General features: G+C 48.7%; 20 protein-coding genes and 1 tRNA gene. 1 reads left to right on the top strand and 20 read right to left on the bottom strand.

Features of this window, described 5'->3' with window-relative positions; genetic code table 11:
• The 15 genes from NOC_RS18110 to NOC_RS06295 all read right to left on the bottom strand — a co-directional run bounded on the left by NOC_RS18110 (nt 1) and on the right by NOC_RS06295 (nt 11,502).
• A complete protein-coding gene (locus NOC_RS18110) occupies nt 1-486 on the bottom strand; it encodes a hypothetical protein (protein WP_244860081.1) in 486 nt (161 codons plus the stop codon).
• Complete coding sequence (locus NOC_RS18105; RefSeq protein WP_002810832.1) at nt 483-2,159, bottom strand: type I restriction endonuclease subunit R; 1,677 nt, start codon at nt 2,157-2,159, stop codon at nt 483-485. Before NOC_RS18105 ends, NOC_RS18110 begins: the two co-directional genes overlap by 4 nt.
• Nucleotides 2,080-2,589 carry a hypothetical protein gene (locus NOC_RS18100; RefSeq protein WP_244860079.1) on the bottom strand — a complete coding sequence of 170 codons (510 nt, stop codon included), beginning with the start codon at nt 2,587-2,589 and terminating at the stop codon, nt 2,080-2,082. Before NOC_RS18100 ends, NOC_RS18105 begins: the two co-directional genes overlap by 80 nt.
• Nucleotides 2,589-3,221, bottom strand: a complete 633-nt coding sequence (locus NOC_RS18095) for a type I restriction endonuclease (protein WP_002810575.1) — start codon at nt 3,219-3,221, stop codon at nt 2,589-2,591. Before NOC_RS18095 ends, NOC_RS18100 begins: the two co-directional genes overlap by 1 nt.
• 171 nt (nt 3,222-3,392) lie before the next feature.
• The gene (locus NOC_RS06345; protein ID WP_036497265.1) at nt 3,393-3,857 is read right to left on the bottom strand and encodes a hypothetical protein; all 465 of its coding nucleotides are present in this window, start codon (nt 3,855-3,857) and stop codon (nt 3,393-3,395) included.
• The gene (locus NOC_RS06340; RefSeq protein WP_002810254.1) at nt 3,857-4,564 is read right to left on the bottom strand and encodes a DUF3800 domain-containing protein; all 708 of its coding nucleotides are present in this window, start codon (nt 4,562-4,564) and stop codon (nt 3,857-3,859) included. Before NOC_RS06340 ends, NOC_RS06345 begins: the two co-directional genes overlap by 1 nt.
• A complete protein-coding gene (locus tag NOC_RS06335) occupies nt 4,564-5,787 on the bottom strand; it encodes a restriction endonuclease subunit S (protein WP_002810568.1) in 1,224 nt (407 codons plus the stop codon). Before NOC_RS06335 ends, NOC_RS06340 begins: the two co-directional genes overlap by 1 nt.
• Nucleotides 5,784-6,518 carry an N-6 DNA methylase gene (locus tag NOC_RS06330; RefSeq protein WP_002809240.1) on the bottom strand — a complete coding sequence of 245 codons (735 nt, stop codon included), beginning with the start codon at nt 6,516-6,518 and terminating at the stop codon, nt 5,784-5,786. The genes NOC_RS06335 and NOC_RS06330 overlap by 4 nt, the downstream gene beginning before the upstream one ends.
• A complete protein-coding gene (locus NOC_RS06325) occupies nt 6,518-6,907 on the bottom strand; it encodes a type I restriction-modification system subunit M N-terminal domain-containing protein (protein WP_002811204.1) in 390 nt (129 codons plus the stop codon). The genes NOC_RS06330 and NOC_RS06325 overlap by 1 nt, the downstream gene beginning before the upstream one ends.
• A gap of 22 nt (nt 6,908-6,929) precedes the next feature.
• A complete protein-coding gene (locus NOC_RS06320; protein ID WP_011330576.1) occupies nt 6,930-7,328 on the bottom strand; it encodes a type II toxin-antitoxin system HicB family antitoxin in 399 nt (132 codons plus the stop codon).
• Between the two features lie 90 nt (nt 7,329-7,418).
• Nucleotides 7,419-7,604, bottom strand: a complete 186-nt coding sequence (locus tag NOC_RS06315) for a hypothetical protein (RefSeq protein WP_147094472.1) — start codon at nt 7,602-7,604, stop codon at nt 7,419-7,421.
• A gap of 258 nt (nt 7,605-7,862) precedes the next feature.
• On the bottom strand, nt 7,863-9,794 hold the full coding sequence (locus NOC_RS06310; RefSeq protein WP_002810141.1) for a S9 family peptidase: 1,932 nt from the start codon (nt 9,792-9,794) through the stop codon (nt 7,863-7,865).
• A gap of 96 nt (nt 9,795-9,890) precedes the next feature.
• Nucleotides 9,891-10,640, bottom strand: a complete 750-nt coding sequence (locus NOC_RS06305; RefSeq protein WP_011330575.1) for a retropepsin-like aspartic protease family protein — start codon at nt 10,638-10,640, stop codon at nt 9,891-9,893.
• Nucleotides 10,641-10,643: 3 nt separating this feature from the next.
• On the bottom strand, nt 10,644-11,285 hold the full coding sequence (locus NOC_RS06300; RefSeq protein ID WP_002809554.1) for an arylesterase: 642 nt from the start codon (nt 11,283-11,285) through the stop codon (nt 10,644-10,646).
• Nucleotides 11,286-11,428: 143 nt separating this feature from the next.
• Nucleotides 11,429-11,502, bottom strand: a tRNA-Gly gene (locus NOC_RS06295).
• Nucleotides 11,503-11,620: 118 nt separating this feature from the next.
• Between NOC_RS06295 and NOC_RS06290 the strand changes: the two genes are divergently transcribed.
• Nucleotides 11,621-12,520: an alpha/beta fold hydrolase gene (locus tag NOC_RS06290; protein ID WP_002809405.1), complete on the top strand. Its 900-nt coding sequence runs from the start codon at nt 11,621-11,623 to the stop codon at nt 12,518-12,520.
• Here the strand turns inward: NOC_RS06290 and NOC_RS06285 are convergent.
• The 5 genes from NOC_RS06285 to NOC_RS06265 all read right to left on the bottom strand — a co-directional run bounded on the left by NOC_RS06285 (nt 12,507) and on the right by NOC_RS06265 (nt 17,235).
• Nucleotides 12,507-12,926, bottom strand: a complete 420-nt coding sequence (locus NOC_RS06285; protein WP_002811607.1) for a secondary thiamine-phosphate synthase enzyme YjbQ — start codon at nt 12,924-12,926, stop codon at nt 12,507-12,509. The genes NOC_RS06290 and NOC_RS06285 overlap by 14 nt on opposite strands.
• Nucleotides 12,927-12,972: 46 nt before the next feature.
• The gene (locus NOC_RS06280) at nt 12,973-14,172 is read right to left on the bottom strand and encodes an O-succinylhomoserine sulfhydrylase (protein ID WP_011330574.1); all 1,200 of its coding nucleotides are present in this window, start codon (nt 14,170-14,172) and stop codon (nt 12,973-12,975) included.
• Between the two features lie 535 nt (nt 14,173-14,707).
• Nucleotides 14,708-15,865, bottom strand: coding sequence for a hypothetical protein (locus NOC_RS06275; protein WP_002810044.1), 1,158 nt, complete (start codon nt 15,863-15,865; stop codon nt 14,708-14,710).
• A gap of 55 nt (nt 15,866-15,920) precedes the next feature.
• A complete protein-coding gene (locus tag NOC_RS18590; RefSeq protein WP_002808837.1) occupies nt 15,921-16,382 on the bottom strand; it encodes a substrate-binding domain-containing protein in 462 nt (153 codons plus the stop codon).
• An 88-nt stretch (nt 16,383-16,470) separates the two neighbouring features.
• Nucleotides 16,471-17,235: a PEP-CTERM/exosortase system-associated acyltransferase gene (locus NOC_RS06265; RefSeq protein ID WP_002811160.1), complete on the bottom strand. Its 765-nt coding sequence runs from the start codon at nt 17,233-17,235 to the stop codon at nt 16,471-16,473.
• Nucleotides 17,236-17,297 lie beyond the last annotated feature (62 nt).

Below are 17,297 nucleotides of genomic sequence, written 5' to 3'. Positions count from 1 at the left end.
TTAATGCCTCCGGCGCCGGGCGATTTGCACCGTTTTCTCGATGATGTCATCCATCTGCGCCAAACTGAGGGAGAGGCCATATTGGTCTTTTACCTGATCATACAAAAAATCGTCGATGTCGTTCATGGCAGCCTTCTGGGCATCGGCATCATTCCAGAAATCCACTTTCCAATGGCGATGGATGATTTCCTGTATCGCCAGGGAGGTTTCCGCGACAATGGCCTCTCGCTGATCTGGCTTAAGGTCATAAGCCATGAAGAAAGGGCTAACTACCCCATAGTAGGCACAGGCTTCCTCGTTACCGCGAATCTGCTCCGGCACCTCATCATGTTGCTTGGTGGCGACTTTGTTCCGAATACCGGTGACTTGGTTGAGATATTCCAGATCGTTTATTCTGCGGGCTTTAAAATCGTCAATGGCTTGCTGAATCAACTTGGAAAATTTCTCATAGAAGGCCGGATCTTCCTCCATCTTCTCCGAGATCACCCGCTTGGTGGCGTGGGCATAATGGTGTCCGCCTTGGCGGCGGTCGTTTTGCCTTGATAGACGCCCCGCTCCTCCTTGATTAAATTGAACGTCTTGCCATCGAAGATATTCACCGGCCCATTGAGCCGCGTGACCTCGTTGGCCTGAATATGAATATCCAGCAATTTTTTGATCCGGGGCTCATAGTCCCGATAGTCGATAGCTTCAGCGTAGCGGAGTTTCACCGCCCCTTTGAGATTTTGGAAACGCTTCAAATCCTCCTTGTAACGCTTCAGTTTCCCCTCCTCGACTCCCATGATGAACTGCTCGCTAGAAAGGGCGATGGCCAGGGTTTTGCCGTAGGCGGAAAGCCGCTCGTAGAACTCCTCCCGGATCGCTTCGTCGGCCAGCAAGATCTCGAATGCTTCTTCATCGTGCTGGGTTTTCACTGCCTTGAAGAGATCCCATAGATCGGAATGGCGCTGGGGCAACCTGAAAACCTCCTCATTAATGGAAATCAATGCCCCCGCCAGATCCGCCTCATCATAGCCCTCAAGAGCGTCATAGAGGGTCAACGCCTTATCCAACTCCCCCAGGACATTGGCGTAATCCACGATGTAACCAAATGCTTTCCCTTCATGGAGCCGGTTTACCCGGGCGATGGCCTGGAGCAGGGTATGTTCTCTCAGGGTCCGGCACAAATAAAGCACCGTGTTGCGCGGAGCGTCAAAGCCGGTCAGAAGCTTATCCACCACGATGAGAATTTCAGGCTCCTCCCCGTATTTGAACTGGTTAATGATTTGCTGGGTATACGCCTCCTCCGAGCCAAAACGCTTCATCATCTTGCCCCAGAACCGGCCCACCTCATCGGCAGGCCCCTCGTCCACCTCATCGTGTCCCTCGCGGCTATCCGGGGGGGAGATCACCACTTCCGAGGACGCGATGCCAATGTCCTTCAGAAATCCGTGGTATTTCAGGGCGGCGGCTTTGCCGGGGGCCACCAACTGGACCTTAAAGCCGGTGCCTTGCCAGTTGGCCCGGAAATGCTCGCTGATATCAAAGGCCCGCATATAGATCACCTGATCGGCTTTGTTCAACATTTCCGCCCGGGCGTATTTCTTTTTCAGGTCCGCCCGCTGCTCCTTGCTGAGATCCGCCGTATGGCGCTCAAACCAAAGATCAATCGCCGCTTTGTTTTGCTCCATTTCCACATGCCGCCCTTCATAGAGCAGGGGCACCACGGCCCGATCCGCCACGGCCTGCCGGATGGAATAATGGGGCTCAATCAGCCCGCCAAACTTGGCGAAGTTATTTTTTTCTTTTTTCAACAGGGGGGTGCCGGTGAAACCCAGGTAACAGGCATGGGGCAACATCTGCCGCATCCGCGCCGCCAAGAAACCAAAATTAGTCCGGTGGCTTTCGTCAACGAGCACGAAAATATCCCCTGATTTATCCACGAACTTCTCGGCGATCCAGCCCTTGTCGAATTTGTGTATCAGGGTGGTGATAATGCCGACCTGATTTTTGAGGTGCTTTAACAGATTTTGGCCGGAGGTGGCCCGCTCCCTGCTCAGCCCGCAGGCGGTAAAGGTATTGCCTAGCTGCTTATCCAGATCATCCCGGTCGGTGACCAGAATAATCCGAGGCTGGGCAATCTCCGCGTCCAAGGCCAGGGCGCGGGCCAGCCATACCATGGTCAAGGACTTGCCCGAACCCTGGGTATGCCAAATGAATGCCCCCTTGGCGCCGGCCCTCCCCGTCTTTCTGCTGCACCCGCTTTATCGTGGCTCGAACGACGAAAAACTGCTGATAACGGGCGATTTTCTTGATGCCACCATCAAAAAGGGTGAACCGGTAGGCGAGATCCAGCAGCCGCTCCGGGCGACACAGGCTGTAAATCGCTTTGTCTTGGGCGGTTATGCTTCGCGTTCCATTAACCATCGGCCATTGATCATTGATCAATGTTTTTGCCACGGCCCGCTGGTCCCGCTCTGATAGGGGGGTATTAATCGAGCCCCTGAGCAATGATAACTGGTCCCGGGTAAAGGATTCCTTCCACCCGCACCAGAACTTCTTGGCGGTGCCGGCGGTGGCATATTGGGCCGCATTTTTGTTAACTCCCATCACCAACTGAACATAGGTGAACAGCTTGGGAATATAGTCGTCGCCCTCTCTACCTCGATCCGGGGTGATTTGCATTCGATGACGGCCAAGGGAATACCGTTCACAAACAACACGATATCCGGACGGACCGTCTCGGTACTCCGGGCGCGCTCGACGGGAAATTCCGCCGTCACGTGAAAAACATTGTTCTCCGTTCTTTTCCAGTCAATGTAGTTCAAGGTAAAACTCTTGGAATCCCCCTCGATGGTCTGCTTCAGCGCCGTGCCCAGGGTCAGCAGGTCATAAATCGCCTCGTTGGTTTTTTGCAAGCCATCGTATGGGACATGCTTAATTCTCTGGAGGGCCGTCTGGATGTTTTCCTCGCTGAATAGATACTCACCGCCTTTGTAGCGGATGCGGTTCATCTTTTTTAGTTGCCCGCGTAGAATCCCTTCCAGGAGGACGTTGTTGGTGCGCCCACCCCGCTCCGCCAGGGCTTGCTCCGGCATTAGATACTGATAGCCCAGGTTGATAAGTTGCTGGAGGGCCGAGATCTGGGAGAGGTGTTTTTCGTTAAAGCGAAAACCAGGCGTTTCATTGGTCAGTGAATATTGATCATTGATCGTACTGGCAGGATAATTTTCCGAAGACATCAGAGATCCTCCTCGCAGTAGGCGGCTAGGGAGGCCACCTGAATCTGATTGGTATCCAAATAAGTCAATAGTATTGACTTATTTTCTGTTGAAGTTAAAATACTCGGTGAATTCACTGCCCAACGGCTTTGAATCAATCGAGGCTTCGGTCTGCTGAGCCAGCGTAGCAAATCAGCGACCATTTCTACCCTTCAGCATTGCCGTGCAGATATTCCTATTCCAAATGGGTGATGTTCTTATCTTATTGATACTGTTCTCGGCTTGGTAGCAAGTAATGAAATTCCCCTTCAAGTTGCTACCGCTCTTTAGCCCCAACTCCACTACAACAACAAAATCCTCATACACCACACTAACCCGTCTGTGTGAAACATAGACCTTATTTTTCTTGTCCCACCCCTGATAAAGATCAGCAGCCGGATGTTCCAGCGTTGCCTTGATCCAATCGATACGTTGAGCGCGGATGGGTGAGAAGCGGTTTTTTCCCTGACCTTCATAGAAGGCGTGCTCAAATCGCCGTGACTGAAAATATATCCGGATACCATCAAATGCATGAATAGTTCCACGGCTGTAGATGCGCTTGTAGTGATCCCGATATTCTGATTCAGTTACATAGTGAACCAGCCAGGGTAACGCCATTACCACCCCCCCTGGAGTCGAATCTGAAATACATTGAATTTCCTTGCACTACGATAGGTGGGGCAAATCTGTTCAGCATCCAAATCCAAGTGACTTTCCAGACGTTTCACGACAGCTTCTTTAGCGCTGGACGGCTTCAATGTCTTGTTCATGCGACTGCTTGCGGCACCTAACAACAAATCGCACATCTGCATGAGAACAAGATGCCGCGATGGCAATGCCTGAATCGAAGAGATCCGCGAAGAGATGTTTGCAGCATCCAAACAACGTTTAAGCATTGCAAGGCGAGCCGGGTCACGATTAGTTTTAGTATCACAAAATATCCGGTATTCATTGAAGTCTAGAATCCAATGATGCAGCATTTGGTAATAGAACTTGTAAAAACCAAGCTCCTCATCATTATCATGCCAGTGCATATCAACCTGCTCGCTATCAACGGCAATGCAGCGAAAACGCAGGTCCATGCCATAACTTTCGAACAGGTCAATTACATCAAAATAAAATGGTAACCGCGCAGATGAGACCTTTGTCCATTTAATCTCTCCCCAGGTGTTATGAGTCTTCCGCAATACCCAGATTTTTTCTTTCACTTCATTTCGCAATTTAGCAGGAATCCAGATACTACCGATCATGAGGTAGCGACCACGACGTTTCGAGGAAGTGAACAGATCAGGCATGGTTTCATCGCAATAGACTTCGAATTGCATCAAGCTACTTCCTTGGCAGCATTGACCTGCCATTTGCCTGTTAATAATTTCTGCATTAGGCCGCGTTTTTGGGTGCGGTATTTTTTGGCTAGCTGTTTAAATTTTTTAATCTCTTCAGTAGCCGTATTTAGTATTTCAGCTATATATCGCTGTTCTTGGACTGGAGGATACGGAATCTTGACTGATTCAAAGTCGCTAGAACTAATTTGTTTCCCATCACGTATACCAACGACTGCAATTACCAAATATTTTTCTATGAAAATATATGATTTAAAAAAGTGTCGATAAAAATCATCATGTATTTCCTTTTTAGGAAAAAGAATGGTATATGCTGGACTCACGATGCCTTTATATTTAGAGTACTCAAGCCCCCCTTGGAACGAGCGCAGACTGATAACAAAATTCCCGGGCACTACTAATTTGTAGTTATCTGTGCTTCCCTCGGGCGACATGACACGTCCTTCCAACATCGTCCGCGGCAATACACCGCAATCTTGTGTGACAGAAAGTAATTTTTCATTACCATATCCCTTAATAGAAATATTTCTAAATAAGTCGCGTGCTTTGAAATGCGGCCATAACTCACAATTCTTATTAATGAGCTGCTGAATTAAGCTTTTAAACCGCTTCTGCTTAGCAGCAATCAGGCGTTCTATTTTTTCAATCACCCTATCATTCGTCTTCAAAACGGAGACCGCCTCACGCTGTTCCCCAATAGAAGGTAAAGGTATATAGCAATGCTTTTTAAACTCAGTAGGGTTAACGTTCGCTTGGCTAATGGCTTTTGTAGCAATACGTTTGATTGTTGTTTGTGCAACATGCCCATTTAGCCAATAATTCAAATATTCAGGCATTACCTGCGAAAGATCCGCTTTTAGACGGACCAAATAAGATGCAAACGCTGCCTCAATATCAGAATCATAAATCCCAACTTTGCCAACAAGGTCAAAGCTATTGGTTCTATTGATTAAAATATCACCTTTTTCTAGCAGGTACTTAGCTCTTTCTTTATCAGAAAGATTGGCTCGAACTAGATTAGATGTAAGCACTTTTCCTGCTTGAATGTCTTTCATTCCCACCACTGGAGTGTTACCTGCATCTACAGAAGCGGCATTAGTACCGTACTGAGAATCAATGAGAGCCTTGCCAACAGGCAAAAGTTTCCATCCTCTCGGCAATATCTCCCTATGAAGGGGATGTAATGAAATTTGCCTACTTCTCATACCACCATATCCTTCAACAGGCGATCCATCTTACCCCGCACTTCCGCCAATTCCGCTTCTAACTGCTCAATCTCCCGCTGTACCGCCTGAATATCAATTTCCTCCTCTTCCTCGAAGGTATCCACATAACGGGGGATATTCAGATTAAAATCGTTTTCCTTGATTTCCTCAAAGCCGGCCACATGGGCGAACTTCTCATTAATTATTGACCACTGATCATTGATCAATGAATCGCGGAATTCGTTATAAACTTGAATAATACGATGGATATGCGCATCCCCCAGGGTATTCTGATTTTTGCCCGACTGGTATTCATTGCTGGCGTCGATAAAGAACACCTCCTTGCGTGCTTCATTAACGCCGCCTTTCTCCCGCGAACAGTCAAAAATCAGAATGGCTACTGGGATATTGGTGGTAGGGAACAGGTTGCCGGGCAAGCCAATGACCGCATCCAGCAAATTGTCCTCGATTAGCTTCCGGCGAATGCGGCCTTCGGCAGCGCCCCGGAACAGCACCCCATGGGGCGCCACCACCGCCACCCGGCCTTTTTTTGCCACCGCCGCTTCAATCATATGGCTGATAAAAGCATAGTCCCCCTTGGATTTGGGCGGCAGACCACGCCAGAAGCGGTTGTAGATATCCCCTTCGGCCTCATCCGCGCCCCATTTATCCAGGGAAAAGGGCGGGTTGGCGACCACATTGTCGAATTTCATCAGCCGGTCGTTTTCCACTAGCGCCGGTGAGGTGAGGGTATTGCACCACTCGATACGGGCGGAGTCGGCGCCATGCGGCGCTCGTAAAGGGAGTAAAAATCCGCCATAAAAGAATCCACAACGATTGTTGCCTCCTTGCCCGTCTTTTCATTTTGGCGGTTTTCAGTGATTTCTACGGAGGGCAATACAAACCGTTCACGGGCCAGCTTACGACGGATGCGGGCATCGTCGTCGCCATAGTGCCGATGGTATTCCTGGTAGTGATCCCGCCAGACATCGGAGATGTATTTCACGAACAGCATCACCAGGATGTAATCTTTATATTGGGCCGGGTCCACCACGCCCCGGAAAGTATCACAGGCGGCCCAGGCGGCATTATTGATATCTTTTTGTTGGATTTTGCTCATGGTTGGTCTCTTTAGTCACGCACTAACGCTTGCTATCCTGCATTAGCAGTTCTACTGCTTTCGCAATAAAACCCGAGCGGCTGAGGTGTTGGCCTTTCGTGTATTCATCAATGCGGCGAACAAGATAATCCGGTAATGAAATATTGATGCGTACGAACTTAGAGCGGATGCGCCCAAGGTCAATATCAGCCATCATCCATGCCCCTTCCTGGTATTCAGGATTTGCGATGAGTTTTTCCAAGGGCGTAGGCTCGGGTATCTCCATATCCTTGCCCTCAAAATGGACTTCCACGGCTTCTTGAATATTGACCGGCAAGTCTTCCCATGTGCCAGCCCCGGAAAAACATCCGGGAAAATCAGGGAAAGTAACGCCATGATAATGATTCTCGTCTCCTGCGTGAATGTAAACTGGGTACAACATTTTACTTCCTCCACTTCCATCCTGCTTGCTTGTAGATATTTCTTAAGTGCCTATCGGAATATCCTTGACGGGATAAACGAGGGTTGACCACTATAATTGATCCATGATCATGGATAACTGGTAATTGACAAGCTGTTTCCCCTTCCCTAAAAGCAGACTCAGCAAACGCTGCTCTTCCGTCGCAAGTTGATTCAGCGCGATAATACGATGCTGTCTTTCCATGCTAGGGATCGGTATTTCCAGCTCTTCTAGGGTCTGTTTGCCGATCATTCTCATGGGCCGACCCGGTCGCCCGGCTTTGCAGAAAATTCTGGGAAACGGGCCGGTTGATAAACCAGCACAGCTACTCGGGCACTACTTGTGGAACCACCATAGGACGAAGGCGCTCAATAAATCAAACCATCGGCTTAATGGCAAATAGGGAATGGAGATAGGGCTAGCCACAGACAGGCTAGCCTGTTTTTACTGGCGGGCGAGAAGTATCCCTTTACCCATCATCTCTCATAGGGCAAGGTTTTACTAGACTGGAATTGATTAAAGATTTTCAATCGCTACCGGTTCAATCCGTTCCGCCAAGTCAAAGCCAAAAATCTGGGCGTAAAAATAAAGCTCGGCCCCCAGCGCCCGTTTGATATTTTCCGCTCGCCGGAAGCCATGTTGCTCGCCTTCAAAGGGAACATAGGCCACGGGCACCCCTTTCTCGCGTAGTGCTTCCACCATTTGCTCGGCTTGCTCAGGCGGCACAATCTTATCTTCCAGGCCCTGAAAAAAGATAACGGGACAGGAGAGTTTATCAACGGCGTGAATTGGCGAGCGGGCCGCGTACAGATCAGCCCGTTCCGGGTAGGGTCCAATCAAGTGATCGAGGTAACGGGACTCGAACTTATGGGTTTCTTTTGCCAGCGCCGCCAGATCGCTGACGCCATAATAGCTCGCCCCGGCCTTAAATACCTCATGAAAAGTCAAGGCCGCCAAGGTGGTAAAACCACCCGCGCTGCTTCCCCGAATGGCAAGACGCTCCCGATCTACCTCTCCCCGCTGCGCTAAATACAAGGCCCCGTTGACGCAATCCTCCACATCGGCGCATCCCCACTGCCCCTTCAATTGCTGGCGGTATTCCCGTCCATAGTGGCTACTGCCCCGATAATTCACATCAAGCACGGCAATGCCCCGGCTAGTCCAGTATTGAATCTTTAAACTCAGGACGTTATTCGTAGCCGCGGTAGGACCCCCATGGCTGATTACCAATAAGGGAGGCCGCTCCCCTGGCAAGCCGGTAAAATCCTTATTTTTCGGAGGATAGAAGAAAGCATGGGACAGAGCGCCCGCCGTGGTTGGGAACTGAATAGCTTCGGGAATGGAAAGATACCCGGAATCAATGCTCATCTCGCTGGCCCGACGCAGCACTTCCACTTCTCTGGTCGCTAAGTCAAGCTGGACAACAGCAGGAAATTCCGTAGGCGAGGCGGCAATAAATACGGCATATCCGGCCTGCGCCCGCAAAGATCCTATTTCCGTATAAGGAGTCTCTAATTCCTCCAAAACGCCACTGGCGGCATCAATAATTGCTAAATGGCTTACGCCGTCCCTGCTATAGGCGCAGACGATACGCTCCGCCGATTCAAAGGCATAAGTGGATAGGCCAAAAACCCATTGGGGTACGCCAAATTCAACCTCCATCCGAGTAACCGATTCTATTTGCTGTTCCCGCCAGCGATAAAGATTCCACCATCCAGTACGGTCAGAAATAAAATACAAAGTGCCTGTAGGGGACCACTCGGGCTGAAAAATAGACTCATCCGCTGCGCCCGCAATGTGTTTGCTCTCTCCCAAGGAGCCCGCTGTCTCTACCGGGGCCAGCCAGAGATCCGTACCATCCCAAGGCATATTGGGATGGTTCCAAGTCAGCCAGGCGAGCTGGCTTCCATCGGGGCTGAGGCGGGGTGAAGCATAAAAATCCGCCCCCGAGGCCAACACGGAAATCCGCTTATTACCGTCGAGGGGGATACTGACCAGCGTATTGACGGGCTCCCGAGTCTTATCCGTATGGTCTTCACGAACGCAGACAAGACGATTGCGGAATCGATCAAAAATCGCATCGGCGTAACGATAATCTCCTTCCAGAGTAAGCGGCTCAATTGAATCATCTATCCGACACCGATACAGCCTTTGATCTTCAAAATGGGAAAAAAACACCGAATCCCCAGCCACTAGATAAGCCCCGCCGCCATACTCATGGACTCGGGTTCTAGCATTATAAGGAGCGGGATTAATTTCTTTGACTTCTCCGTCCCTGGTGCGGCCTAGGATTACATTCCGCCCCCCTTCCGTGGGGCGCATTTCCACCCAGTAAACGGCGTCCCCGGATAGTGCTATCTGGCCTAGGCCAATTGTTTCCGAGACAATGAGATCAGCGGTAATGGGGGATAGCCAAGCGCCATAGGGCTTTTCTACAGGGGCAAGCATCTTTTCTCCTTTTGATTTGCAAATCCTGAAAGTCCTAGCCAGCCAGGGGAGATGGAAACACGTCACAACCCACCATGCAGCACCTCTCCTGCTCTCTCAACGCTGCCTGATTAAGGTAATCAGATTCTGTTGGTCGTCAATGGTCACGAGGTAACGGCCCAGGACATTCATGCCTAAAAGGCCATTAGAACCAAGGAGGCTATCTTCTATAAAAGCCGCGTTAACAGCATGCATCCGTTCTGAACCTATTTGGAAAGAGTCCAGTTGGCCAATTTTTGCATGAATCCGGCCATTAGCGGTCGCTATTTCCTGACTTTCAAGCTCGTCAGGGGAAAATCCCAATTCAGAGAGCATGGAGGTAGGAAGCACCACCAAGGAGGCGCCGGTGTCAACTAACAAAGACACTTCTATGGTAGCCCGGCTCGGCCCTTGGAGAAGGACCTGGACAACATGATGATCGCCGTTTCGTAGGGTATTCAAGACGATACGTTCTGGATATTCTGGTGGTTCTGGAGCTGCCTTTTTCTGATTCAGAATAAATATTTTTTCAATGCCCCCCCCAGGAGATTGCACTAAAACATAATTAAAATCAAAAAGCAGCTGCCGCAACTGCTCCCGTAGTGAGCCGTGGGCGAAACGAGCTGGAGCGGTGCTTGTTTTCTCCAGACCTTCGATAAGGATACCGTGCTCTGCAGATAGGCCCTCAAGTTCTTCTAACAGCGTCCTGCCCGGCAGCAACTCCGGATCATCGCCCGCCGCCCCCTGGAGCGGGCCTAGAACCCCCAATACCAGATAGCCTGCCAGTATGAAACCGGTAAACCATCGGAGATTGAGCGACTTCACCATGAATTAAAGGGCGCCCGAGCTGCGCAGCAAACGGAAAACCGCTTCCGCTAACAGGCGGTAACCTTCGCGGTTAAGATGAATTTGATCAGACTTAACAGCAGGATTTTTCTCCAAATTTAAAAGCGTTTCACTATCGATGGGAATTTGATATTCCCCTGCAATCTCAGCGTAAAAACCGGCGGGTTCCATAAAAAGTAGCGCAGGCCGGGGCACCGCCAATAGGACAATTTCAATGCCTCGTTCCTGAACAAGTTCCACCATCTCCCGGAGATTAACCGCGATTTGGCTATCAGTCCGTTGACGCAGGAGATCATTTCCTCCATGGCATAATATGACAAGGTGGGGTTGGTATTGATCCAACATCTGGGATAGGCGAGCCACGCCTTCCCCGCTTAACTCTCCAGGCACACCCTCATTGATGACTTGCCTATCTATCTTTTCTGCAAGAATGCTCGGGTAGCTATATTGGGAACCCCCTGCCCCCGTACCATAGGTAAGGCTGTCCCCAAAAGCTAGGATAATTCCATTAGGAGGTAACTTCGATAGCTCGGGAGAGCCGCCAGAAGAACAGGCAACACCTACAATTAATATTGTCCCTAGGAGACTATATCTAGTCAATGCCCAGATACAGTTTATAGCATTCATGGTATCAGCCGATCCCCCTGCCTTAGATCCTTTGCGTGAGAATTACTTCGTCTGTTATCCAAGGAACTATAGGGCTCGGCGGAGAAGTGTAACAAAAAGCAAGGAAAAAAATGCGCTTGGATTTCCCGTAAGCCTTTAACTTCTGGAGCGGGTGATGGGAATCGAACCCACGTCATCAGCTTGGGAAGCTGAGGTTCTACCATTGAACTACACCCGCAATTAAGGTTAATTCTACGTACCGGGAAGCCATCTGACAAGTCTCTGTCCACTCAGACGTTACAAGCGGTAGAATATTTCGAATCAAAAACTTACATTAAGAACAGTAATAGTTAATAATGACTCATCTCAGCAATCAACACGTGATACTCAAGGACGGCCGCCGTCTCGGCTATGCCGAATACGGTGATCTTCAAGGCGAGCCTCTCTTTTATTGCCATGGTTTTCCGGCCTCCCGGCTGGAAGCCAAAATCATTGATGCGCCGGCAAGAAAAAATCGCTGGCGTATTATTGCTATCGATCGCCCAGGCTATGGATTATCGGATTTCAAGCCCAAACGGCGCATTCTTGATTGGCCTGATGATGTGGCTGAACTCGCTTATATCCTAGGTATTTCTTCTTTTTCCCTTTTGGGAATGTCAGGAGGTGGCCCCTATGCTCTTGCCTGCGCCTGGAGAATCCCTTCTTGCCTTCGGGGAGTTAGCATCGTTAATGGCCTCGGGCCAGTATATGAACCTTGGGCAGCCCGTGAGATGAAATGGCCCGCTCGCTTGGGATTCGGCTTAGCTAAACGTGCATCCTGGCTCTTACCCTTTATCTATGGAGGAATCATTGCCCGAGCGTTGTGCTGGTTCCCCCGGCTAACCCAATCTTTATTAACCATTTCCGCCCCAGAGGCAGACAGCCAAGCGCTAAAACGCCACGATATGAAAAGATTTCACTTGGTGTCCATACAAGAAGCCTTTCGCAATGGTCCCAAAGGCGCGCTTTTAGATTTTAAGCTCTATGCTCACCCTTGGGGATTCCTGCTAAAAGAAATTAATTTAAACATTCAGCTATGGCAGGGGGAAGCCGATGCAACGGTACCCCTCTCCCATGCCCGGTACCTGGCAAAAATACTACCCACCGTCCAGGCCCATTATCTCCCTAATGAAGGTCATTTTTCTCTGCTCATCAACCACATAAACGATATTTTGGAGGATTTGAGAGAAACCCAGAAAAAGCCTATTCTCCGATAATCTTGACCAAAACCCGTTTACGCCGGCGACCATCAAACTCACCATAAAAAATCTGCTCCCAAGGTCCGAAGTCCAAGCGCCCCTCGGTCACGGCAACCACGACTTCCCGGCCCATGATTTGGCGTTTCATGTGGCCATCGGCATTATCTTCTCCGGTATCATTGTGCCGGTACTGCCGGATAGGCTCATGGGGTGCAAGCTTCTCTAGCCACTCCTCATAATCATGGTGTAATCCAGGCTCGTCATCGTTAATAAAAACGCTGGCGGTGATATGCATTGCATTAACAAGCACTAAACCTTCCCTTACGCCGCTTTCGCCCAGACACTCCTCCACCTGGGGGGTCATATTGACGAACCCCCGGCGGTTAGGCACATTGAACCAAAGTTCCTTACGATAACTTTTCATGTTTAGGCTCCTTTCAAAATCGCCGCGACATTCAACAAGGATATTTTCAACCTTGGGCCATCCTATCCAAACCCCGCTGTAAATCTTTTTTAATATCCTCAAGGGACTCTAAACCCACGGAGATTCGTACCAAACCATCGCTGATACCTGCTGCCAATCGCTCCTCCTCCGTTAAACGACCATGGGTCGTGGTAGCCGGGTGAGTAATGGTGGTTTTCACATCCCCAAGATTAGCAGTAATAGAGATAAACTTGAGAGAATCGATAAGTTTCCAGGCGGCCGCCTTCCCTCCTTTTAGCTCGAATGCGACCAGGCCACCAAAGCCCGACTGTTGCTTCGAGGCCAGCGTGTGTTGAGGATGGGAAGGCAAACCTGCATAATATACCCTTGAAACTTTTGGCTCCGCTTCCAACCATTCGGCCAAAGCCTGAGCCTGTCGACTCAGCGCTTCCATCCGCAATTGCAAGGTTTCTAAACCTTTAAGAAAAACCCAGGCATTGAAGGGACTCATTGTTGGACCCGCAGTACGCAAAAAGCCAAAGATTTCCTCTCCTACCCGTTGCCCATCACCCACTACGGCGCCCCCCACGCACCGCCCTTGGCCATCGAGGTACTTGGTGGCAGAGTGAATAACAAGATCCGCCCCTAGCTCGAAAGGGCGCTGCAAAGCAGGAGTACAAAAACAATTATCCACCACTAATAAGCAACCATGGGCCTGCGCCAGACTGGATAGTTGAACGATATCTGCTATTTCATTCAGAGGGTTGGAAGGCGTTTCCAGAAATAGTAAGCGAGTATTGGGACGCAAGGCGTTTTCCCAGGCTTCCAACTGAATGAGAGGAACAAAGGTGGTCTCTACGCCAAAGCGGGCCAGATATTTATTGAAGAGAACCCGCGTCGTTCCAAAAATATTCTCCGAGGAAACGATATGATCTCCTGCCTTCAACAGCGCCATACAAGTCGCAAGGATAGCCGCCATCCCCGATGAAGTCGCCACGCAACGCTCACCCCCTTCTAAAGCTGCAAGGCGTTGCTCAAAAGTCCGGACCGTAGGGTTAGTAAATCGGGAATAAATATTTCCTGCTATTTCTCCTGCGAAACAAGCAGCAGCTTCTGTAGCACTTTCAAACACAAAGCTGGAAGTAGGAAATATAGGCTCGGCATGTTCACCCTCACCAGTACGTTGCTGCCCCGCTCGCACTGCCAGCGTAGCAAAATCGTACTTGCTTTGATCATTGGTTAGCATCTTTATACTCTCCATAATTTATTTTTAACGCTTATTAGGGCACTAAATAACAATTATGAAGCATATTACTCTCTTAGCTAACCACACACCCATTGCAGGGTTTTATTTTATGGCTGGCGTTAGTAGAAAAAAGGGACGGTACAGCTACGCTGCCGAGTTTAGCTCTCATGGAGTGAACCGATTTAGATCCAATACAATTGGCATTTTGCCCATCAAAATAGTGTAAATATTCCAATACTGAATCAAAAACTTAATAAAATAACCAATGAGTCAGTAAAGGATGGAAAAGAAGACAGTGAGGAGCGGAAGCTAAAAATTGGCAGCACATCCCTATGCTGCCTAAACCGTCGGATAGCTACCTTATATAAGGTACACCTACGGAGAATCTATTTACCTGCTGTAAATATGGAGAGAATATTCGCCAGCGCTATATCGCACCAAATGAATATCACTCATACACAGATTAGACTTAAGAGCGAAGGCAGTAAATAAGTGTTTATACGTATAGAGGGGTAAAATTAAGCGGAAAAAATCTCTAGAAACGAAATGAAACCAGAAGGGAGAACATATTCCAGTCCTCGTGGAGATCATTAATATTTGGATTATCTTCAGTGGTTATCCAAGCAGTACCCCTAATATGGTGGAACTCTGTTCTCACCATGATGGAAGAGGTCACATCCCAACGTAGGCCTACCATCCAATCATCTGCAAACCGGCGATGTGCAGGTTGTCCGGTTTTAGCAGCAAAATCTTCTCCGTTACAATCACCAAGCTCGGTACAAAGACTATCAAAACGGGCGACAGCTGACCAGCGGGGTGTAAAACGATAGGTGGCTTGAAAATACCAGCTCAGGCCAGTGAAATCGGTATCTGGAATACGAGGTCCAAAATCAGAATAGCTAAAATGTCTTAGAGCAACCTCGCTTGTCAGACTCAACCGCTCCCCATTATATTGGCCTGAAAATATCAAAGGAGAAAACTCGATTGATCCCGAAGAAATCGAGTCTGTGGACAACGCAGAGTCAAAATCAAAATTAGCCCAGAAGGAGGAAAAACCCAACCGAATACCTCCCCCATCCTTCTCATACAAGAGACGCCCAAATACAGATGTATCTCCTTTAAGTTGACCAGGGAAGTCATGGCTGAGTAAAGCCCGCTCTTCCCGTGTACCAACCCTTGGTTTTGCGATATTGAACTGGAGGATAAAATCTCCTATGCTGGTACGCTGTTCACCATAAACTTGGCCGCCATCCGCCGACAGTGCTACATCTCTGGTACGATCAAAGTAAATGGATTGGGGTAGAAAAATACTTGGCCGAGTAAAAGCCACGTCGCGGGTATCATTATAAAAACCAATAGGATTAATTACACGGCCAAGCCGCAGGCCCCAAGTGTTCTTAGCATTACTCACGAAAGCATAGTCAACCAAGCCGTAGTCTAACCTTGGGCTGCCTTCGTCATTCTCGCCAGCCCAGCGTGCAACCCCCTGAGCCGCAACCTGAAGCCTGGGCAAAATCCTCCAAGAAGCATTAATCCCCAATTCTCTGAAATCAAATGTCCCGTTATCCTTACTGCCGCCAAAAAAATTATTGTCTGTACTCAATATGAATGCTTGCGAGGCAAAACCATGAATCTGAAAAGAGTCGGGAAGTTTCCATTCAGCCTGTAACGGATTTACCAGCAATAGCAGCATGGCACTAAATGCTCTCTTCTTATACCATGGTTTTCTAGCTCCTTTAATCACGTTGCTATTTCACCCGTACTATATTTACCGTACGCACCTGGGAATTCGAATTTTCAGTGGGTAAATAACCAATAGCGCCCGACGTAGAAGCTACCCTGCTGCCCATTTCTTTAATGGAGTTAACTTCAATAGGAGCTTGCCCGGTACCTGAATAAACTAGCCGGTCCCATGTTCTACGAAGCTGGTAAGGGAAAATATTGAGAATTTTTTTCGAAAATTGTATATGTAACGGAGAGTTATCGCTCAGCACAAACACTTTGATCAGCGATCCGTCAGGCCAAGTTCGCAGGCGCATGCTAAAAATTGCGCGAAGGGCGCCCCGAGTCAAGTTCGTTTCTGGAACATCTGAATTGACGACAACTTGCTGGGCGTTGACTTCTTGTATTACAGAAAAAAAAATGAATGCTATAAATATAGAGCGAATAACAACCTGGCACTTCCAAGGATGCACAGTAGACAAGCGCATAATTATTCGTGTTGTAAGATCGCAGTCCCTTTGTGCGTAAGGCAAACTTCCACCTTAGTCTAATTGGAAGCTGTGCTTCGGGTATTACTTAACCGCCTCCTCTTACGGATTCGGCTATTCCTTCTTTTCTCCCTGATTCAGTGACTAACTCCCAAATATCTCGGTTTTTTTGGAACACTCGCGCTAATACGCTGTCTATATTTTGTAAGCACGGTTGCCGGATACCATAATAATCAACCTCTGGACCTATCGGCTCTAGGTCGAAACCAAACCGTCCTAGAAGGCGATTAAGCGCTGGTTCCATAATCGCGTACCAGTGGGTGATACCATACTCTGAGGAGGTTTGCACCAATGCTACTAAAAGACCTAGTATCGGATGAGGAAATTGCCGCCGAGTATGTGATCTATCCTCGAAGCTGGAATCATCCATTCCATGAGCATAAAGCACTTCTTTTCCACGACAGCGGAAATTTTTTGCTATCATCAAACGAGAAACTTCAGCAATATTACGGCGCGGCAATTTGCTAGGCTCAATCAATTGAGCATCAAAGTAGTGCCCAGCATGCTCCTCGATAGGAAAGGGTTGAAGTGGATCAACGGAATCGCATAATACGAGGCGCAGTCCCCCCACTATTTGTTTAGTCCGCCGGTGACGTAAAAGGGAATATACTGACCGCTTGTCGTATTTATCAGTCTCGTGGCCGTCTGGGTAACGCCAAGACTCAAAATCTGATAATTGAAGTTCTTGGGAATAAACTTGATAACGCAAATGGAAAAATTGGTTCTTAAGATCAGCTGTTTTTGCAGGGACAACCTCGAAGTATTTATTGAACACCGCGATTAAATTGCTCATATTTCTTAAAATACCTTTTAAGAAGTTTATCTATCCAGCTTAATTTAACCGCTTATTAACTA

The organism is Nitrosococcus oceani ATCC 19707 (genome assembly GCF_000012805.1).
Classification (GTDB): domain Bacteria; phylum Pseudomonadota; class Gammaproteobacteria; order Nitrosococcales; family Nitrosococcaceae; genus Nitrosococcus; species Nitrosococcus oceani.
Note: the sequence above shows the minus strand (reverse complement) of the source record. Positions and strands in the feature narration are given on the sequence as shown.